This is a genomic window from Streptomyces sp. SM11, from assembly GCF_002910905.1.
Classification (GTDB): domain Bacteria; phylum Actinomycetota; class Actinomycetes; order Streptomycetales; family Streptomycetaceae; genus Streptomyces.
The window spans coordinates 24,442-41,019 of sequence record NZ_NEUE01000311.1; the positions used below are offsets into that span (position 1 = coordinate 24,442).

Annotated in this window: 14 protein-coding genes; 7 read left to right on the forward strand and 7 right to left on the reverse strand. The window is 70.5% G+C overall.

Going from position 1 to position 16,578, the window contains the following annotated elements; translation table 11 throughout:
- Nucleotides 1-24: 24 nt before the first annotated feature.
- The 4 genes from B9S58_RS37020 to ssd are packed head-to-tail and all read right to left on the reverse strand — an operon-like array spanning nucleotide 25 to nucleotide 4,062.
- Nucleotides 25-867, reverse strand: a complete 843-nt coding sequence (locus B9S58_RS37020) for a type II secretion system F family protein (RefSeq protein ID WP_103536212.1) — start codon at nucleotides 865-867, stop codon at nucleotides 25-27.
- Nucleotides 864-1,784: a type II secretion system F family protein gene (locus tag B9S58_RS37025; protein WP_258045258.1), complete on the reverse strand. Its 921-nt coding sequence runs from the start codon at nucleotides 1,782-1,784 to the stop codon at nucleotides 864-866. The genes B9S58_RS37020 and B9S58_RS37025 overlap by 4 nt, the downstream gene beginning before the upstream one ends.
- Nucleotides 1,781-2,929: a TadA family conjugal transfer-associated ATPase gene (locus B9S58_RS37030; protein ID WP_103536214.1), complete on the reverse strand. Its 1,149-nt coding sequence runs from the start codon at nucleotides 2,927-2,929 to the stop codon at nucleotides 1,781-1,783. Before B9S58_RS37030 ends, B9S58_RS37025 begins: the two co-directional genes overlap by 4 nt.
- Nucleotides 2,926-4,062: a septum site-determining protein Ssd gene (gene ssd / locus B9S58_RS37035; protein ID WP_103536215.1), complete on the reverse strand. Its 1,137-nt coding sequence runs from the start codon at nucleotides 4,060-4,062 to the stop codon at nucleotides 2,926-2,928. Before ssd ends, B9S58_RS37030 begins: the two co-directional genes overlap by 4 nt.
- A 500-nt stretch (nucleotides 4,063-4,562) precedes the next feature.
- Here ssd and B9S58_RS37040 point away from each other — a divergent pair, with 500 nt between their 5' ends.
- Nucleotides 4,563-5,408: an HAD family phosphatase gene (locus B9S58_RS37040; RefSeq protein WP_103536216.1), complete on the forward strand. Its 846-nt coding sequence runs from the start codon at nucleotides 4,563-4,565 to the stop codon at nucleotides 5,406-5,408.
- A gap of 465 nt (nucleotides 5,409-5,873) precedes the next feature.
- On the opposite strand, the gene B9S58_RS37050 is transcribed toward B9S58_RS37040, so the two are convergent.
- A complete protein-coding gene (locus B9S58_RS37050) occupies nucleotides 5,874-6,698 on the reverse strand; it encodes an oxidoreductase (RefSeq protein WP_103536218.1) in 825 nt (274 codons plus the stop codon).
- A gap of 102 nt (nucleotides 6,699-6,800) precedes the next feature.
- Here B9S58_RS37050 and B9S58_RS37055 point away from each other — a divergent pair, with 102 nt between their 5' ends.
- Nucleotides 6,801-7,796, forward strand: a complete 996-nt coding sequence (locus B9S58_RS37055) for an ATP-binding protein (RefSeq protein ID WP_103536245.1) — start codon at nucleotides 6,801-6,803, stop codon at nucleotides 7,794-7,796.
- Between the two features lie 142 nt (nucleotides 7,797-7,938).
- On the opposite strand, the gene B9S58_RS37060 is transcribed toward B9S58_RS37055, so the two are convergent.
- Nucleotides 7,939-9,279: a hypothetical protein gene (locus tag B9S58_RS37060; protein ID WP_103536219.1), complete on the reverse strand. Its 1,341-nt coding sequence runs from the start codon at nucleotides 9,277-9,279 to the stop codon at nucleotides 7,939-7,941.
- 413 nt (nucleotides 9,280-9,692) lie between these two features.
- Here B9S58_RS37060 and acs point away from each other — a divergent pair, with 413 nt between their 5' ends.
- The 5 genes from acs (at nucleotide 9,693) to B9S58_RS39875 (ending at nucleotide 15,259) form a co-directional block, all read left to right on the forward strand.
- On the forward strand, nucleotides 9,693-11,690 hold the full coding sequence (gene acs / locus B9S58_RS37065; protein ID WP_103536220.1) for an acetate--CoA ligase: 1,998 nt from the start codon (nucleotides 9,693-9,695) through the stop codon (nucleotides 11,688-11,690).
- A 232-nt stretch (nucleotides 11,691-11,922) separates the two neighbouring features.
- On the forward strand, nucleotides 11,923-13,335 hold the full coding sequence (gene nhaA, locus B9S58_RS37070) for a Na+/H+ antiporter NhaA (RefSeq protein ID WP_103536246.1): 1,413 nt from the start codon (nucleotides 11,923-11,925) through the stop codon (nucleotides 13,333-13,335).
- Nucleotides 13,336-13,375: 40 nt separating this feature from the next.
- A complete protein-coding gene (locus tag B9S58_RS37075) occupies nucleotides 13,376-13,906 on the forward strand; it encodes a phage holin family protein (protein ID WP_103536221.1) in 531 nt (176 codons plus the stop codon).
- Complete coding sequence (locus B9S58_RS37080) at nucleotides 13,903-14,940, forward strand: alpha/beta fold hydrolase (protein WP_103536222.1); 1,038 nt, start codon at nucleotides 13,903-13,905, stop codon at nucleotides 14,938-14,940. Before B9S58_RS37075 ends, B9S58_RS37080 begins: the two co-directional genes overlap by 4 nt.
- Before the next feature lie 115 nt (nucleotides 14,941-15,055).
- Nucleotides 15,056-15,259 carry a hypothetical protein gene (locus B9S58_RS39875; RefSeq protein ID WP_103536223.1) on the forward strand — a complete coding sequence of 68 codons (204 nt, stop codon included), beginning with the start codon at nucleotides 15,056-15,058 and terminating at the stop codon, nucleotides 15,257-15,259.
- Between the two features lie 46 nt (nucleotides 15,260-15,305).
- Here the strand turns inward: B9S58_RS39875 and B9S58_RS37090 are convergent, their stop codons facing one another.
- Nucleotides 15,306-16,511 (reverse strand): MarP family serine protease, encoded by a 1,206-nt coding sequence (locus B9S58_RS37090; RefSeq protein ID WP_103536224.1) that lies wholly within the window; start codon nucleotides 16,509-16,511, stop codon nucleotides 15,306-15,308.
- Nucleotides 16,512-16,578 lie beyond the last annotated feature (67 nt).

Below are 16,578 nucleotides of genomic sequence, written 5' to 3' on the forward strand. Positions count from 1 at the left end.
GCCGGCCGCGAACCGCGCGCAGCCTCACCGGCCCGGGCGGCCGGTCGCGAGCAGGTCGCCGGCCAGGCCGATGATCACCGGCGCCACCCCGACCGCCAGGAAGGCGGGGAGGAAGCAGAGGCCGACCGGTGCGGTGATCAGCACCCCGGCCCGCTGCGCCCGCGCCACCGCCGCAGCGGCTCGCTCGGCGCGCATCGACTTCGCCAGCCCGGCAACCGGCTCCGCGGCGGGAGCTCCTGTCGAGCCTGCCCGGTACAGGCAGCGGGCCAGCGGGCCCGCGCCCGGTATCTCCGCGAACCGGCCCCACGCCTCGGCCGGTTCGCCGCCGAGGCGGATCTCGGCGGCGGTTCGTGCGAGCCGATCGCCGACCGGGCCGCCGATGGACTCGCCCACCTCCTCGGCCGCCTCCCGGGGGCCTGCCCCGACCGCGATACAGGCGGCCAGCAGATCAGCGGCCAGCGGAAGCTGTCCGGCGATCACGGCCCGTTCCTGATGGGTACCGCCCGGACGGGACCGGGGCCGGGTTCGCTGCCACCGCCACGTCCCGTACGCCGCGGCCGAACCGACGGCGCAGCCCACCACACCGCCGACCAGAATCCATCCGGTCAGCCAGGCACCGGCCGGAGCCCCCCACCGCCGAGCGGCCTCGGACAGGCCCGAACCACCGCTCGACCGGAACCGTGCGACCGCCCGGCTCCCCCTGCCGGGCCATGCCGCCGTGACCGTGCCCAACAGCAGTGCGGCCCGCCCCCGAGCCGCTCGCTCCCGGTACCTGGCGGCAGTCACCGCTGCCAGCTGCGCCGCCACGCCCAGAACCACCGCCCACATCCCCAGCCTGTGGAGAGCTTCTCCGCCCGCCGCGTTCACGCCGCCTCCCCTCCGCGCACGATCCGGCAGGCCCAGAACAGCCCGGCCGCCTCCAGGAACGCGCCCACCGCCAGACAGGCCAGGCCGCCCGGGGTGTGCAGCAGCACGCGCAAGGGTTCGGCTCCGAGGGCCGCTCCCAGCCCCAGACCCGCGATCGGGAGCAACGCCAGAACCACGACCGTCGACCACGCCCCTGCCAGTTGGGCGCGCAACTCCTCCTGTCTGCGCCGGTCGTCCCTCAGCGCGGCCTCCAGGCGCTCCAGCCCGGTCGCCAGCCCGGCCCCGCCGTCCACGGCCACTCGCCAGCACGCGGCCATCCCGGACAGGCCCCCCAGCCCCGGGCCCTCCGCCGCCTGCCGCAGTGCTGCCGGCACGTCGCCGCCGAACCGCGCCGCCGCCAGCACCGCGGCCTCCGCCTCCCCCAGCGGGCCGCCGGAAGCGGTCTCCGCCGAAGGGCCGTCCTCCACCAGGCCTTCGCGCAGCGCGACCAGCAACGCCTGTCCCGGCTCACGGCCGGCCCGCAGCTCCCCGACCACGGCTCCGCACAACGCCGCCACCGCGGTCGCCGCCTTCTCCGCCTCCCGCGCTCCGGCCCGCCTCCGCAGCCACCGGCGTACCAACGGGACCGCCACGGCTCCCGCGCCCAGCGGCAGCACCGACTCCCCCAGCACGGCAAGCAGTACCGCGACCGGAACGCACCACCACTCCCGACGCCCCTGGGCCGCCTCCTTCACGCGCCCCTGGGCCTTGAGCAGACGTGGCCACCGGCCCCATGTCCGACGCGACTCGGGCGGAGCGTCCACGAACAGCACCCGCGCCCGGCGTGCCCCCGGGTCCTGCACCATCGCGAGCCACACCGCCGACCCCGCGCAGAGAGCCACCGCGTGGGCCGCGTACGCGGGCGTTGCCCCCGTCACAGCGCACTTCCGATCAGCGACCGCAGCCGTTCCCATCCCCGCTCCGGAACAAATCCACCGACGCCCCAGCTCAGGGCCGGAACCGTGAGGACCAGACCCGCCGCGTCCCGCTCCAGGACGTGTACCTCGGCGACCCGCCGTTGCCCTGCGCGGTCCCGCACGAGATGCACGACCACCGAGAGTGCGGCCGCCAACTGGCTGTGCAGGGCGAACCGGTCAAGACCGGCCGCGGTGCCCAGCGCCTCCAGCCGGGCGGGGACATGCTCCGCGGCGTTCGCGTGGACGGTGCCGCACCCTCCTTCGTGTCCAGTATTCAAGGCCGCCAGCAGTTGGGTGACTTCGGCGCCTCGCACCTCTCCGACCACCAGCCGGTCGGGCCGCATGCGCAGCGCCTGCCGCACCAGATCGCGCAACGTCACCCGGCCCGCGCCCTCCTGATTGGCCGGGCGGGACTCGAGGCGGACCACATGCGGATGGTCCGGCCGCAGTTCGGCGGAGTCCTCGGCGAGCACGATCCGCTCGTTCACGCCGACCGCGCCCAGCAGACTGGCGAGGAGGGTCGTCTTGCCTGCTCCGGTTCCGCCGCTGATCACGTAGGAGATCCGCGCTTCCACGAGGGCCCGCAGGATCCGGTCGCCGCCCGGCGGTACCGTGCCCGCGGCCACCAGCTCCGTCAGCGAGAAGGCCCGCGGCCGCACCACGCGCAGGGAGAGGCAGGTCGAGCCGACGGACACCGGGGGCAGCACGGCGTGCATCCGGGTGCCGTCGGGCAGTCGTGCGTCCACCCATGGCCGTGCGTCGTCCAGCCTCCTGCCGGCCACTGCGGCGAGACGCTGGGCCAGCCTCCGGACCGCCGCCGCGTCCGGGAAGGTGACGGCCGTCAGCTGGAGCCCACCTCCCCGGTCCACCCACACCCGGTCCGGTGCGGACACCAGCACATCCGTCACCTCCGGATCCGCGAGCAACGGCTCCAGCACTCCCGTGCCGACGAGTTCGCCCCGCAGCTCCGCCGCGGCTCCGAGGACCTCGGCATCGCCCAGCAACCTCCCCTGGGCCCGTAGGGCGGCCGCCACTCCGGCCGGGGTGGGAGCGGCGCCGCTGCGTGCCAGCCGCTGGCGTACGGCGTCGAGCAGTTCGTCCGTCATGCCCTCCCTCCCTCGGGCGGGCGGGACATGGGGCTTGTGTCACCGGCCGCCGCCACCTGTTCCCAGAAGGCCGAACAGAACCGGGCCAGCGGGCCCCGGACACTGCCGCCGGGTGGACTTCCCTCGTCCTGGGAGACCAGGAGGCCCGATTCCAGCGGAAGTTCACCGACGAGCGGAAGGCCTACGGCCCGGGCGACCCACTGCCCGTCCAGCCCTGACGTATACGGGCCCCGGGGCACCACCCGCAGGTCGTCCAGCACCATTCGGGCCGTGGCCGCGACGCGTTTGGCCGCCGCGACCGCGCGCAGTTCGCCCGGCACCACGAGCAGGCCGAGATCGAGTTGGGCCAGGGCCTCCGCGACTCCCTCGTCGACCCGGCGCGGGAGATCAACGACCACCACCCCGCCGAGCCGGCGCGCGGCGGCGAGCACGGCCCGCATCGCCTGCGGCTGGATCACCACCTCGTCGTCGCGCCCGCAGCTCAGCACCCGCAGCCCGTGGAGCGCGGGCAGCGAGTCCTCAAGGGCTCCACCGCCGAGACGCCCCTTCGATTGCGCGAAATCCGGCCACCGCATGCCTTCGGCACGTTCGCCGCCGAGCAGGACGTCGATCCCGCCTCCCAGAGGGTCGGCGTCGATCAGCATCGTCCGCCGACCGGACCTCGCCGCGCTCACGGCAAGCGCGCAGGCCAGCGTTGATGTGCCGGAGCCGCCCCGGCCGCCCAGCACGCCGACGGTGAGCGCGGGCCGCCCCACGCCTTCTGCGGCGTTGGCGATCTGGTCGACGAGCCAGCCCTCGGAATCGGGCAGTCGCAGCACGTATTCGGCCCCGATCTCCACCGCTCGCCGCCACACGTCCGGGTCGTCCTGGTCCCGGCCGACCAGCATTACCCCCTTCCTGCGACCGGCGCCCCGGCATCGCGCGGCGGCGTCATCGCCCACCAGCACCATCGGAGCCCGTTCCCAACCGCCACGACGTCCGGGCGGCCCGTGATGAACCTCGGGCTCGGCTCCGGCCGCCGCGCACAGCCGCAGCAGGTCATCGAGCAGCTCCACGTCCTCCGTCACGATCAGCGGGCCTCCGCGGCGCCCATCGGCGACCGCCGCCCCTTCTCCTGCCAGGGATCCAGCCACGATCTCCGCCCCCTTCTCACTGCCCCTTCAGTGCGGTTCGCGGCGTTCTCGAACGTTTCCGAGATGCGCGATTCCGGCACCCGCGGACTTCGCAGGTGAAATCAACGTGCAGCACCGTGGAAAAAAATGTGGATCTTGATGAAAAGCTGTGGATAACCCCGGGGTTGTGAATAACCCCGTAACCCATACCAGCGACTTCCGGAGCGCAGCCCTTTGGCTACACACTGTGACGAAGTGAGTCGCACTACGCCCGGCTCGCACGATCAGGCCGATGACGGCCAGACAGGAGGCTCAGGTGATTCCCACCCTGAAAACGCGTCCGGACATGCGACGACCCCCGCCGGGGGGGAGAGCGGGGGTCGTCCCCACGGCCGACTCGGGGGGGGGAGGAGTCGGACCGGGTTAGCACGGTCGCGAACGATCCGTGACTTCCATGGTGTACCCGAGGGCCTTCTCAGGCAAACCCACGCGCCGGAGTTTACGCCGAATGGTGGGCCCCTATGCTCAGCGTTGTGGAAAACTGCTTCTCGCCCCGCACAGCAGCCTTCTTTGACCTGGACAAGACGGTCATTGCGAAGTCTTCGACGCTGACCTTCAGCAAGTCCTTCTACCAAGGCGGACTGATCAACCGCCGCGCTGTACTGCGCACCGCGTACGCACAGTTCGTGTTCCTCGCCGGGGGCGCCGATCACGACCAGATGGAGCGGATGCGCGAATACCTCTCCGCCCTCTGCAAAGGGTGGAACGTCCAGCAGGTCAAGGAGATCGTCGCCGAGACCCTGCACGACCTGATCGACCCGATCATCTACGACGAGGCCGCCACCCTCATCGAGGAACACCACACAGCAGGACGCGATGTGGTCATCGTTTCGACCTCGGGCGCCGAAGTCGTCGAACCCATCGGCGAATTGCTCGGAGCCGACCGTGTCGTCGCCACGCGCATGGTCGTCGGTGACGACGGCTGCTTCACGGGCGAGGTCGAGTACTACGCCTACGGGCCGACCAAGGCCGAGGCCGTGAAGGCACTCGCGGTCTCGGAGGGGTACGACCTTTCGCGCTGCTACGCCTACAGCGACTCGGCGACCGATGTACCGATGCTGGAGTCGGTCGGCCACCCGCACGCGGTCAACCCCGACCGCGCGCTGCGCCGCGAAGCAACCCTTCGCGAGTGGCCGATTCTCGTCTTCGACCGCCCGGTCCGGCTCAAGCAGCGCCTGCCCGCCTTCTCGATGCCGCCCCGCCCCGCCCTGGTGGCGGCGGCCGCGGTCGGCGCGGCAGCCGTCACCGCGGGGCTGGTCTGGTACGCCAGCCGTCGACGCACCGCCGGCGCCGCCCTGCCGGGGTGAGGCGCTCCGCCGGGGCACCCCTCACCCGATTCGCCCTTGATTGCGCCCAAAAGTAAAGAAGCGGGGCCAGGGGTTTCCCTTCCCCTGGTCCTGGAGTACAAAGGATTTAACGGCCCGCGAGACCAAGGACATCCGCGAGGATGACCTGTAACGCAGAACGGCCCCACGGACCGAGCACGAAAGCCGAGCACCCACGCGACGTCGACCCGTCGATTACGGGCCAGCCGCACCAGGTGACGGGCAAAGTACCCGACCTGATGGGCAATTTACGAGGACGCTTGGTAACTGGGCGGACGTGCCAGCGGCGGTACCGCACATCGGTACCGCCGCACCCTTGAACCGGGCCATCACCCTTTCGGCCGCCCGGAGAAGCCGACCCCCTCCGACGTCCGCCGCGCAGCCCCCTCGGGCCACACCGGCCCCTCAGGCCGCGCTGAGCCCTCCGATGTCCGCCGCGCCGGACCCTCAGGCGGCACCGCGCTGAAGCGCCTCGCACACCGCGGTCGACTCGCGCACACCCAGCTCGATCGAGCGCCCACAATGGGTGATCCAGGCGGCCATACCCTCCGGGGCTCCGGCCGTGTAGCCCTCGAACGCCGCGGCATAGGCCGCCCGACCCTGTTCCGCGTGCCCCACCTCGGCCGGGCAGATCGACTTCGGGTCCAGTCCGCTGCCGATCAGCACGATGCGCTCGGCCGTCCGGGCCACCAGACCGTTGTGCGAGCCGAACGGCCGCAGCGCCAGCAGTTCGCCGTGCACCACGGCGGCCGTGACCAGGGCGGGGGCGCTGCCGCCCGCGATGATCAGCCGCGAGAGCCCTTCGAGCCGTCCGGCGACCTCCTCGGCCCCGGGCAGCGGCGCCTCGATCAGCGGCTCGTCGACGGATTCGCCCGCCAGCCGAGGACGCCCCACCGCATCGTCGGGGGCCGCTCCGCCGGCCGCCACCAGATGCAGACGAGCCAGCACCCGCAGCGGCGACTGCCGCCAGATAGAGAGGAGTTGACCCGCTTCAGCGGTGAGTCGCAGCGCGGCGCCGACCATGCGCGCCTCGTCCTCACCACTGAAGTCGGTGCGCCGACGCACCTCTTCGAGGCTCCAGTCGGCACCGGCCAGCGCGGCCGAACCACGGGAACCCCGCAGTGCGGCTTCGGCCGTGACCTCATTGCTGCGGCGCCGCATGACGCGATGACCGTAGACCCGGTCGACGGCCTTGCGCACGGAGTCCACGGCATCGGGTACGCCGGGCAGGGAGCCGAGCGCGGCAAGCGGGTCTGAGGCAGTCGTACTCATAAGTAGCGAGGCTACGCGCCCACCACGTCCGGACCACCTCCAAGTGGCCTTCTTCACGAACGATGGCAGCACACCGCGATGAAGCCGCTACCCTAGGTGAACATGAAGATCGCTTTCGTCGGGAAGGGCGGCAGCGGAAAGACCACGCTGTCCTCGCTCTTCATCCGCCACCTCGCCGCCAACGAAGCCCACGTCATCGCCGTGGACGCCGATATCAACCAGCACCTGGGGGCCGCTCTCGGTCTGGACGATGCGGAGGCCGCCGCGCTGCCCGCCATGGGCGCGCACCTCCCCCTCATCAAGGACTACCTACGGGGCGCCAATCCCCGTATCGCTTCCGCCGAGAAGATGATCAAGACGACTCCGCCCGGCGAGGGCTCCCGGCTGCTGCGGGTCCGCGAGGACAACCCGATCTTCGAGACCTGCGCGCGTACGGTGCGGCTCGACGACGGGGACGTCCGGCTGATGGCGACGGGCCCCTTCACCGAGTCCGATCTCGGCGTGGCCTGTTACCACTCCAAGGTCGGGGCAGTGGAGCTCTGCCTCAACCACCTGGTCGACGGTCCCGACGAGTACGTCGTGGTCGACATGACGGCGGGCTCGGACTCGTTCGCGTCGGGCATGTTCACACGCTTCGACATGACGTTCCTGGTCGCGGAGCCGACCCGTAAGGGGGTGTCGGTGTACCGCCAGTACAAGGAGTACGCACGCGACTTCGGCGTCGCCCTGAAGGTCGTCGGGAACAAGGTGCAGGGCCCGGACGACCTGGAGTTCCTGCGCGCGGAGGTCGGGGACGACCTGCTGATCGGACTCGGCCACTCCGACTGGGTGCGGTCGATGGAGAAGGGCCGGCCGTCCAGGTTCGAGCTGCTGGAGGCCGACAACCGGATGGCCCTGCAAGCCCTGCAGGACGCCGCCGAGGACTCGTACGGGCTGCGCGACTGGGAGCGCTACACGCGCCAGATGGTCCACTTCCACCTGAAGAACGCCGAGAGCTGGGGCAACGAGAAGACCGGTGCCGACCTGGCCGCCCAGGTCGACCCCGCCTTCGTGCTCGGCGAACGGCACGCCGGAGCAGCCGAGACCGTACCCGCCTGACGCGTCACCCGGGTACGCAGGTTCGCCTCGTCCGCACGCGTCACGCGGGGGCCACCACGTCGACCGGCCCCATCTCGCAACTCCATGTTCGCCCCCGTGTTCGTCGGCCACCGGAAAGTGGCCGACGAACGATGCGGTGCGATCAGTCGGCGTTGCGACCGGCCGCACCCGCCTCACCCTTGCCCGGGGCCTTTTCCGTGCCCTTGTCCGCGGGCCCGGCGGCAGCCGGCTGGGTGCCGAGGTAGGACGACCAGCCCGTCTTGGGCGCTTCGCCGACGCCGAGCGTGGTCAGCTTGGCCAGCGTCTTCGGGTCCTGCGCGTCCAGCCAGTCGACGAGCTGCCGGAAGGACACACAGCGCACCCCCTCCTTGGTGCACACCTCCGCGATGGTCTCCTCGATGGCGCGCATGTAGGTGCCGCCGTTCCAGGACTCGAAGTGGTTGCCGATGATCAAGGGCGCCCGGTTGCCGTTGTACGAGCGGTCGAAGGCCTGAAGCAGCCCGTCCCGCATCTGGTTCCCCCAGTACTCGTGCTGGGAGGGGTCCCCCTGAGTGGCCGTGCCGGACTGGTTGACCATGAAGTTGTAGTCCATCGCGAGGGTCTCGAAGGCGCGGCCGGGCATCGGGACGAGCTGGAGCGGAATGTCCCAGACCCCGCCCTTCCTCTTGGGCCAGACCTGGTTGCCGACGCCGCTGGAGTCGTAGCGGAATCCCATGGTCCGGGCGGCGGCGACCATGTTCTTCTGGCCTTCGAGGCAGGGGGTACGGGCGCCGACCAGCTCCTTGTCGTAGTCGAAGGGGAGCGGGGCCTCGCCCTTCAGCTCCGGAGTGTTGGTCTTCCAGCTCTTGACGAAAGCTTTCGCCTGGTTGATTTCGCTCTTCCACTCATCGACGGACCAGGTCCCGACGCCGCCGTCCTTGCCGCAGAAGTGGCCGTTGAAGTGGGTGCCGATCTCGTTGCCCTCCTGCCAGGCGGCACGGACCTCGGCGAGGGTGTCGCGGATGCCCTCGGTGTCGTTGAAGCCGATGTCGGAACGGCCCGGCGCGTGCTGGGGCGGGCGGTAGAGGTCCTTCTTCTCCTCCGGCAGCAGGTACACGCCACTGAGGAAGTACGTCATGTTTGCGCTGTACTTCTTGGCCACGCCGCGGAAGTGCGAGAAGAGCTTCTGACTGTCCTCTCCAGCGCCGTCCCAGGAGAACACCACGAACTGCGGAGGCTTCTCGCCGGGTGCGAGGCGTTCGACGGCCGGCATCTTCGGCTGGACCCCGGTGAAGGCGGTGGACCCGTCCCCGATGAGCTTGACCGCGTTCTTCGGGGCGGCGGCCGGAGGGTTCTCCTTGGCTCCGTGGGCGCCCTTCTCCGCGTCGGCTCCCGACCCCCCGGACGCGGACTCTCCGGATCCGGCTCCGGAACAGCCCGCGAGAACAGCGACCAGGGCCGTGGTCATGACGCCCAAGGCGATCCCCTTCGTGGCGGCCATCATCCGCCCACCCTCTTCCTTGCAGGTTATGTGCATTGAAGTGCCGACACGGCGCGGTCAAGTTCGCACGCGATCCCGCACAGCCAGGGCGACATACCGAATGAAAAGCTGCCTATTCACTGATAAGGGTTGCCGACTGGACCGAACGCCGCGGGCCGTCCGAACCCCTTCGGCCTGAACCGCGCGAGCCCCGGACCCGTGCAACCAGATGACCCCGTTCCACACCACCCCCGGATCGCCCCCGGGATCGCCCCGGGATCACCCCCGGCAGACCACGCGGGGACGGAATCGCCGTGCGCCACGCGCCGTACGGCGACCCTCGACCGCGGAGCGGGATCATGACTCCATACACGAAGACACAGGTCTAAACCAATTCCCGGCAGGCCCTTGTCACCTGGCCCCGCGCCTGATGAGCTATGCCCCGGGACACAACGGACACCCTGGGACTGGGAGAAGTCGTGAGCAACGAGAGCCTGGCCAACCTGCTTCGGGAAGAGCGGAAATTCGCTCCGCCTGCCGAGCTGGCCGCCAACGCCAACGTCACCGCAGAGGCGTACGAGCAGGCCGAGGCGGACCGGCTGGGCTTCTGGGCCGAGCAGGCCCGCCGCCTTACGTGGGCCACCGAGCCGACCGAGACCCTCGACTGGAGCAACCCGCCCTTCGCGAAGTGGTTCGCGGACGGCAAGCTGAACGTCGCGTACAACTGTGTGGACCGCCACGTCGAGGCGGGCAACGGCGACCGGGTCGCCATCCACTTCGAGGGCGAGCCGGGCGACAGCCGGGCCATCACCTACGCGGAGCTGAAGGACGAGGTCTCCCGGGCCGCCAACGCGCTGACCGAGCTGGGCGTCGGCAAGGGCGACCGGGTCGCCGTCTACCTGCCGATGATCCCCGAGGCCGCCGTGGCGATGCTGGCCTGTGCCCGCATCGGCGCCGCGCACTCCGTGGTCTTCGGCGGCTTCTCGGCCGACGCCATCGCCGCCCGCATCAAGGACGCGGACGCGAAGGTCGTCATCACGGCCGACGGTGGCTACCGCCGCGGCAAGCCGTCCGCGCTCAAGCCCGCCGTCGACGACGCCGTCTCCCGCTTCGAGAACGTCGAGCACGTTCTCGTCGTCCGCCGCACCGGTCAGGACACCGCGTGGACCGAGGGCCGCGACATCTGGTGGCACGAGATCACCGCCCGGCAGTCCGCCGAGCACACCCCCGAGGCCTTCGAGGCGGAGCAGCCGCTCTTCATCCTCTACACCTCGGGCACCACGGGTAAGCCGAAGGGCATCCTGCACACCTCCGGCGGCTACCTCACCCAGGCGTCGTACACACACAGCGCGGTCTTCGACCTCAAGCCGGAGTCCGACGTCTACTGGTGCACCGCCGACATCGGCTGGGTGACCGGGCACTCGTACATCGTCTACGGGCCGCTGGCCAACGGGGCGACGCAGGTCATGTACGAGGGCACTCCCGACACTCCGCACCAGGGGCGGTTCTGGGAGATCGTGCAGAAGTACGGCGTCACGATCCTCTACACGGCACCGACGGCGATCCGTACGTTCATGAAGTGGGGCGACGACATCCCCGCGAAGTTCGACCTGAGCAGCCTCCGGGTCCTGGGTTCGGTCGGTGAGCCGATCAACCCCGAGGCGTGGATGTGGTACCGGAAGAACATCGGTGCCGACAAGTGCCCGATCGTGGACACCTGGTGGCAGACCGAGACCGGCGCGATGATGATCTCGCCGTTGCCCGGCGTGACGGAGACGAAGCCGGGAAGCGCCCAGCGCGCACTGCCGGGTATCGCCGCCACCGTCGTGGACGACGACGCCAACGAGGTTCCCGACGGCGGGGGCGGCTACCTCGTCCTCACCGAGCCGTGGCCCTCCATGCTCCGCACCATCTGGGGCGACGACCAGCGGTTCATCGACACCTACTGGTCGCGTTTCGAGGGCAAGTACTTCGCGGGCGACGGCGCGAAGAAGGACGAGGACGGCGACGTCTGGCTGCTCGGCCGGGTCGACGACGTCATGCTCGTCTCCGGGCACAACATCTCGACCACCGAGGTCGAATCCGCCCTCGTCTCCCACCCGTCCGTCGCCGAGGCCGCCGTGGTCGGCGCAGCCGACGAGACGACCGGCCAGGCCATCGTGGCGTTCGTGATCCTGCGTTCCTCCGCGACCGCCTCCGACGAACTGGTCGCCGACCTGCGCAACCACGTCGGCACGACACTCGGCCCGATCGCCAAGCCCAAGCGGGTGCTGCCGGTCGCCGAACTGCCGAAGACCCGGTCCGGCAAGATCATGCGCCGTCTGCTCCGCGACGTCGCCGAGAACCGCGAGCTGGGCGACGTCACCACGCTGACCGACTCCTCCGTGATGGACCTGATCACCACGCAGCTGCCGTCCTCCTCGTCCGAGGACTGACCTGCCGCGGAATCGACCCCCCGTACGGCTCCGATGGGCACCCGGCAACGCGCCGGGTGCCCATCGGACATTTAGTCTGAAGATCACCTATTAAGATTCCGCTCTTCATGCCCCCGGTAGAGTGGGCCTTCATCAACAACTCCAAAGAACATCTCCACAGGGGCGCCGGGAAGTCTGGTCGGCACATCGAACAGCCATGCCCACACGCCGCCCCGACCTGGAGGTCCCTCTCGTGGCACCGCCCACCCCGCCCACTCCCACTCCGCCCCCGCCCTCGTTGCTCGGCAGGCTCTCCCTCACCGAGCGGAACTACGTGGCGGAAGCGCTCCGCACGGAGACCGTCGGCGGCGTGCTGCTGCTGATCGCGGCGGTCGCCGCACTCGTCTGGGCGAACACCTTCGGCGGCTCGTACGAGACGGTCAGCAAGTTCCACTTCGGCATCGACGCCATCGGCCTGGACCTCACCGTCGCGCACTGGGCGGCGGACGGACTGCTCGCCGTCTTCTTCTTCGTCGCCGGCGTCGAGCTCAAGCGCGAGCTGGTGGCGGGCGAACTCCGCGACCCGAAGGCCGCGGCCCTCCCGGTGGTGGCTGCCCTGTGCGGCATGGCGGTGCCCGCCCTCGTCTACTTCCTCACCGTGATCGTCGGCGGCGGCTCGACGAACGGCTGGGCGGTACCGACAGCCACCGACATCGCCTTCGCGCTCGCCGTCCTCGCGGTGATCGGCACCTCGCTGCCGTCCGCGCTGCGGGCCTTCCTCCTCACCCTGGCCGTCGTCGACGACCTCTTCGCGATCCTGATCATCGCGGTCTTCTTCACCTCGGACCTGAACTTCCTGGCGCTCGGCGGGGCCGTCCTCGGCCTGGCCGTCTTCTACCTCCTCCTCCGCTTCGACGTCCGGGGCTGGTACGTCTACGTGCCGCTCGCCCTGGTCATCTGGGGCCTGATGTACAACAGCGGCATCCACGCCACCATCGCCGGTGTCGCGATGGGCCTGATGCTGCGCTGCAGCCGTCGCGAGGGCGAGAAGCACTCCCCGGGCGAGCACATCGAGCACCTGGTCCGCCCGGTTTCGGCCGGGATCGCCGTCCCGCTGTTCGCCCTGTTCTCGGCCGGGGTCGCGCTGAACGGCGAGGCGCTGGCGGGCGTCTTCACCCGGCCCGAGACGCTCGGCGTCGTCCTCGGTCTCGTCGTCGGCAAGACCGTCGGCATCTTCGGCGGCACCTACCTCGCGGCCCGCTTCACCAAGGCGGAGCTGAACAAGGACCTGGCCTGGGCCGATGTCCTGGCACTCGCCGCGCTGGCCGGCATCGGGTTCACCGTCTCCCTGCTCATCGGCGAGCTCGCCTTCGAGGGCGACGCGGTAATGATCAACGAGATCAAGGCCGCTGTGCTGATCGGCTCGCTGATGGCGGCCCTGCTCGCCTGCGTCCTGCTCAAGCTCCGGGTACGCAGGTACAAGGAGCTGTACGAGGCCGAGGAGCGGGACGAGGACGAATCCGGGGTACCCGACATCTACGAGCAGGATGATCCGGCATATCACCTCCGCATGGCCGCGATCTGTGAGCGCAAAGCGGCCGAACACCGCCGTATCGCCGAAGAACGGGCGGGGGCAGCGCGCAACGAGCCGAACAGTCCGGCATGATCTGACATCGGACGTGTCGAAGACGGAGAGGGAGTCAGGGATGAGCGACCCCGGCAACTACGCGGGCAGCGCGGACCGCAGCATCGGGCAGCTGGTCGCCTCGGCGACGGCCGAGATGTCCGCGCTGGTGCACGACGAGATCGCCCTGGCCAAGGCGGAGGTGCGGCAGGACGTCAGGCGCGGGGCGATCGGCAGCCTGGCGTTCGTCATCGCGGGCGTGCTGGTGCTCTTCTCGATCCCGGTGCTGAGCTTCGCCGCGGCGTACGGGATCCACAACCTGGGCCTCGGGCTCGCCTGGTCGTTCCTGATCGTCGGCGTGGCGTTCATCCTGCTGGGCGTGCTGCTGGCGTTCCTGGGCACCCGGAAGCTCAAGAAGGTCAAGCCGCCGGAGAAGTCCATCGCCTCCGCCAAGCAGACCGCCGCCGTCCTGCAGAAGGCCAAGCCGCACCCCCGCGCGTCCATCGCTGCCGACGCGATCATCGAGCGCTCCGGCAGCACCGTGGCGAAGAAGAGCGTCCAGAGCGGCTCCGGTAAGGACGAGGCCGCCACTGTGGCACGCTCGTCCACATGACGGTTCCCGATTCCAGTGCGTTCGGCCCGACGGGTCCGGTGGACCCGACGGGTTCGGCCGGCCCGTCGGCCCCGGCAGACCCGGCCGCCACGAGCCCCGCGGGCCGGACCGCCCCCGCCGGGGGGCCGGTGCGCCTCGACGGCCCCTGGACCCACCGCGACGTGGCGGCCAACGGTGCGCGGTTCCACATCGCGGAGATGGGCGAGGGGCCGCTGGTGCTCCTGCTGCACGGCTTCCCGCAGTTCTGGTGGACCTGGCGTCACCAGATGACCGCGCTCGCCGACGCGGGCTTCCGGGCGGTCGCGATGGACCTGCGGGGGGTCGGCGGCAGCGACCGCACTCCGCGCGGTTACGACCCCGCCAACCTGGCCCTCGACGTCACCGGGGTGATCCGCTCCCTCGGTGAGCCCGACGCGGCCCTGGTCGGCCACGACCTCGGCGGCTACCTCGCCTGGACGGCCGCCGTGATGCGGCCCAAGCTGGTCCGCCGGCTCGTCGTCTCGTCCATGCCGCACCCACGCCGCTGGCGCTCCTCGATGCTGTCCGACTTCGCCCAGTCGCGGGCAGGTTCGTACGTCTGGGGCTTCCAGCGCCCGTGGCTGCCGGAGCGGCAGCTCCTCGCGGACGACGCCGCCCTGGTGGGGGGCCTCATCCAGGACTGGGCGGGCCCCCGCACGCCGGAGTTCCCCGACGAGGAGACCCTGGACGTCTACCGGCGGGCCATGAGCATCCCCTCCACCGCCCACTGCTCGATCGAGCCGTACCGCTGGATGGTGCGGTCGATGGCGCGTCCGGACGGGATCCAGTTCAACCGGCGGATGAAGCGTCCGGTCCGGGTGCCCACGCTGCACCTGCACGGGTCGCTCGATCCGGCGGTCCGCACCCGCAGTTCCGCGGGGTCCGGCCAGTACGTCGAGGCGCCCTACCGGTGGCGACTTTTCGACGGTGTCGGGCACTTCCCCCACGAGGAGGATCCGATCGGCTTCTCCACCGAACTCATCAACTGGCTCAAGGACCCCGAGCCCGACCGGTAGCCGCCCGCCCGGCGTGGGCACACGTGTCCGACGAACAGCCAATTGCCTGCCGCATAGGCCAATTGGCTGACTCGCACACGATTACCGACCTTGGGGCACGGGCAGACGTCGGGGTATGGGCTGGACGCACGACTTCACTGACGAAGCACGCAACCGCCGCTCCACCGCGTCAGCCGGTGCGAGCACTCATGAGGGGGGCGGCCCCCGCGGCCGGGTGCACGATGTGCATGACCTTCACCGTTCCCGTCTCGGGATTCCGCGCATTCTCCGCCGTCGGGCCCGCTGGGTCTCGGCACGGCTCCGCCACCCTCGTAACTGACCTTTTCCGGCACTGACCGGTCCGGCACTGATCGGCCGGGCGGGCCCTAGAGGGCGCAGCCCTGGCTGTCGACCTGCTGGTTGGCCGTGCGGCCGATCTCGATGTCCTCGCGGATCTCGTCGGCCGTCAGCGCGTAGCCGGTGTCCGGGTCGTCGAGCGACTTGGCGAACACCACTCCGTACACCTTTCCGTCCGGAGTGAGCAGCGGGCCGCCCGAGTTGCCCTGACGCACCGTCGCGTAGAGCGAGTACACATCGCGGCGCACCGTGCCCCGGTGGTAGATGTCCGGGCCGTCGGGGTTGATGCGGGCGCGAACGCGGGCCGAGCGCACGTCGTACGCGCCGTTCTCGGGGAAGCCCGCGACGATCGCGCTGTCGCCGGTCTCCGCGTCGTCGTCCGGGCCGGTGAACTGCAGCGGCCTGGCCCGGAGATCGGGGACGTCCAGGACCGCGATGTCGCGCTGCCAGTCGTAGAGGACGACCTTCGCGTCGTACAGCCGGCCCTCGCCGCCGATCTGGACGGTGGGCTCGTCCACGCCGCCGACCACGTGGGCGTTGGTCATCACCCGGCGCTCGGAGAAGACGAAGCCGGTCCCTTCGAGGACCTTGCCGCAGCTCGGGGCCGTCCCCACGACCTTGACGATCGACTTCTTGGCACGGGCTGCGACCGGGCTGCCCACAAGGGCCGGGTCCGGGGCCTTGACCTCGGTGATCGGTTCGTTGGCGAACGGGCTGAAGACCTGCGGGAAGCCGTTCTGCGCGAGGACGGAGGAGAAGTCCTGGAACCAGCTGGGCGCCTGCTTGGGCATCACCCGGTCGACGCCGAGCAGGACCGAGGAACTGCGGACCTCCTTGCCGAGGGTCGGCAGCGAGGTACCCGCGAGCAGCAGGCCGATCATCCAGGCCACCAGCAGCATGGCCACCACATTGACCAGGGCGCCGCCGGTGGCGTCCAGGGCGCGCGCGGGCGACCACGTGATGTACCGGCGGAGTTTGTTGCCCAGGTGGGTGGTGAAGGCCTGGCCGATCGAGGCGCAGACGATCACGATGACGACCGCGCCGATGGCGACCGCGGTGGAGACCTCGGCGTCCTCCGTCACCCGGTCCCAGATGACCGGCAGCAGATAGACGGCGACCAGTCCGCCCCCGAGGAAGCCGATCACCGACAGGATGCCGACGACGAAACCCTGGCGGTAGCCGATGACCGCGAACCACACGGCGGCGAGCAGCAGCAGGATGTCGAGCACGTTCACCGTCTATAGCCTCGCACTTTCGTCACCTGGCCCGTCGGTGGTGACGGGGTCCGGGCCGGGCCCGGGA

What these genes read in the sequence shown, in the direction of transcription:
- B9S58_RS39875 (WP_103536223.1), top strand. Translation starts at nt 15,056, where the DNA reads ATGGGCTGGACGCACGACTTCACTGACGAAGCACGCAACCGCCGCTCC.
- B9S58_RS37030 (WP_103536214.1), bottom strand. Translation starts at nt 2,929, where the DNA reads ATGACGGACGAACTGCTCGACGCCGTACGCCAGCGGCTGGCACGCAGC.
- B9S58_RS37060 (WP_103536219.1), bottom strand. Translation starts at nt 9,279, where the DNA reads ATGATGGCCGCCACGAAGGGGATCGCCTTGGGCGTCATGACCACGGCC.
- B9S58_RS37055 (WP_103536245.1), top strand. Translation starts at nt 6,801, where the DNA reads ATGAAGATCGCTTTCGTCGGGAAGGGCGGCAGCGGAAAGACCACGCTG.
- acs (WP_103536220.1), top strand. Translation starts at nt 9,693, where the DNA reads ATGCCCCGGGACACAACGGACACCCTGGGACTGGGAGAAGTCGTGAGC.
- B9S58_RS37075 (WP_103536221.1), top strand. Translation starts at nt 13,376, where the DNA reads ATGAGCGACCCCGGCAACTACGCGGGCAGCGCGGACCGCAGCATCGGG.
- B9S58_RS37040 (WP_103536216.1), top strand. Translation starts at nt 4,563, where the DNA reads ATGCTCAGCGTTGTGGAAAACTGCTTCTCGCCCCGCACAGCAGCCTTC.
- B9S58_RS37080 (WP_103536222.1), top strand. Translation starts at nt 13,903, where the DNA reads ATGACGGTTCCCGATTCCAGTGCGTTCGGCCCGACGGGTCCGGTGGAC.
- B9S58_RS37050 (WP_103536218.1), bottom strand. Translation starts at nt 6,698, where the DNA reads ATGAGTACGACTGCCTCAGACCCGCTTGCCGCGCTCGGCTCCCTGCCC.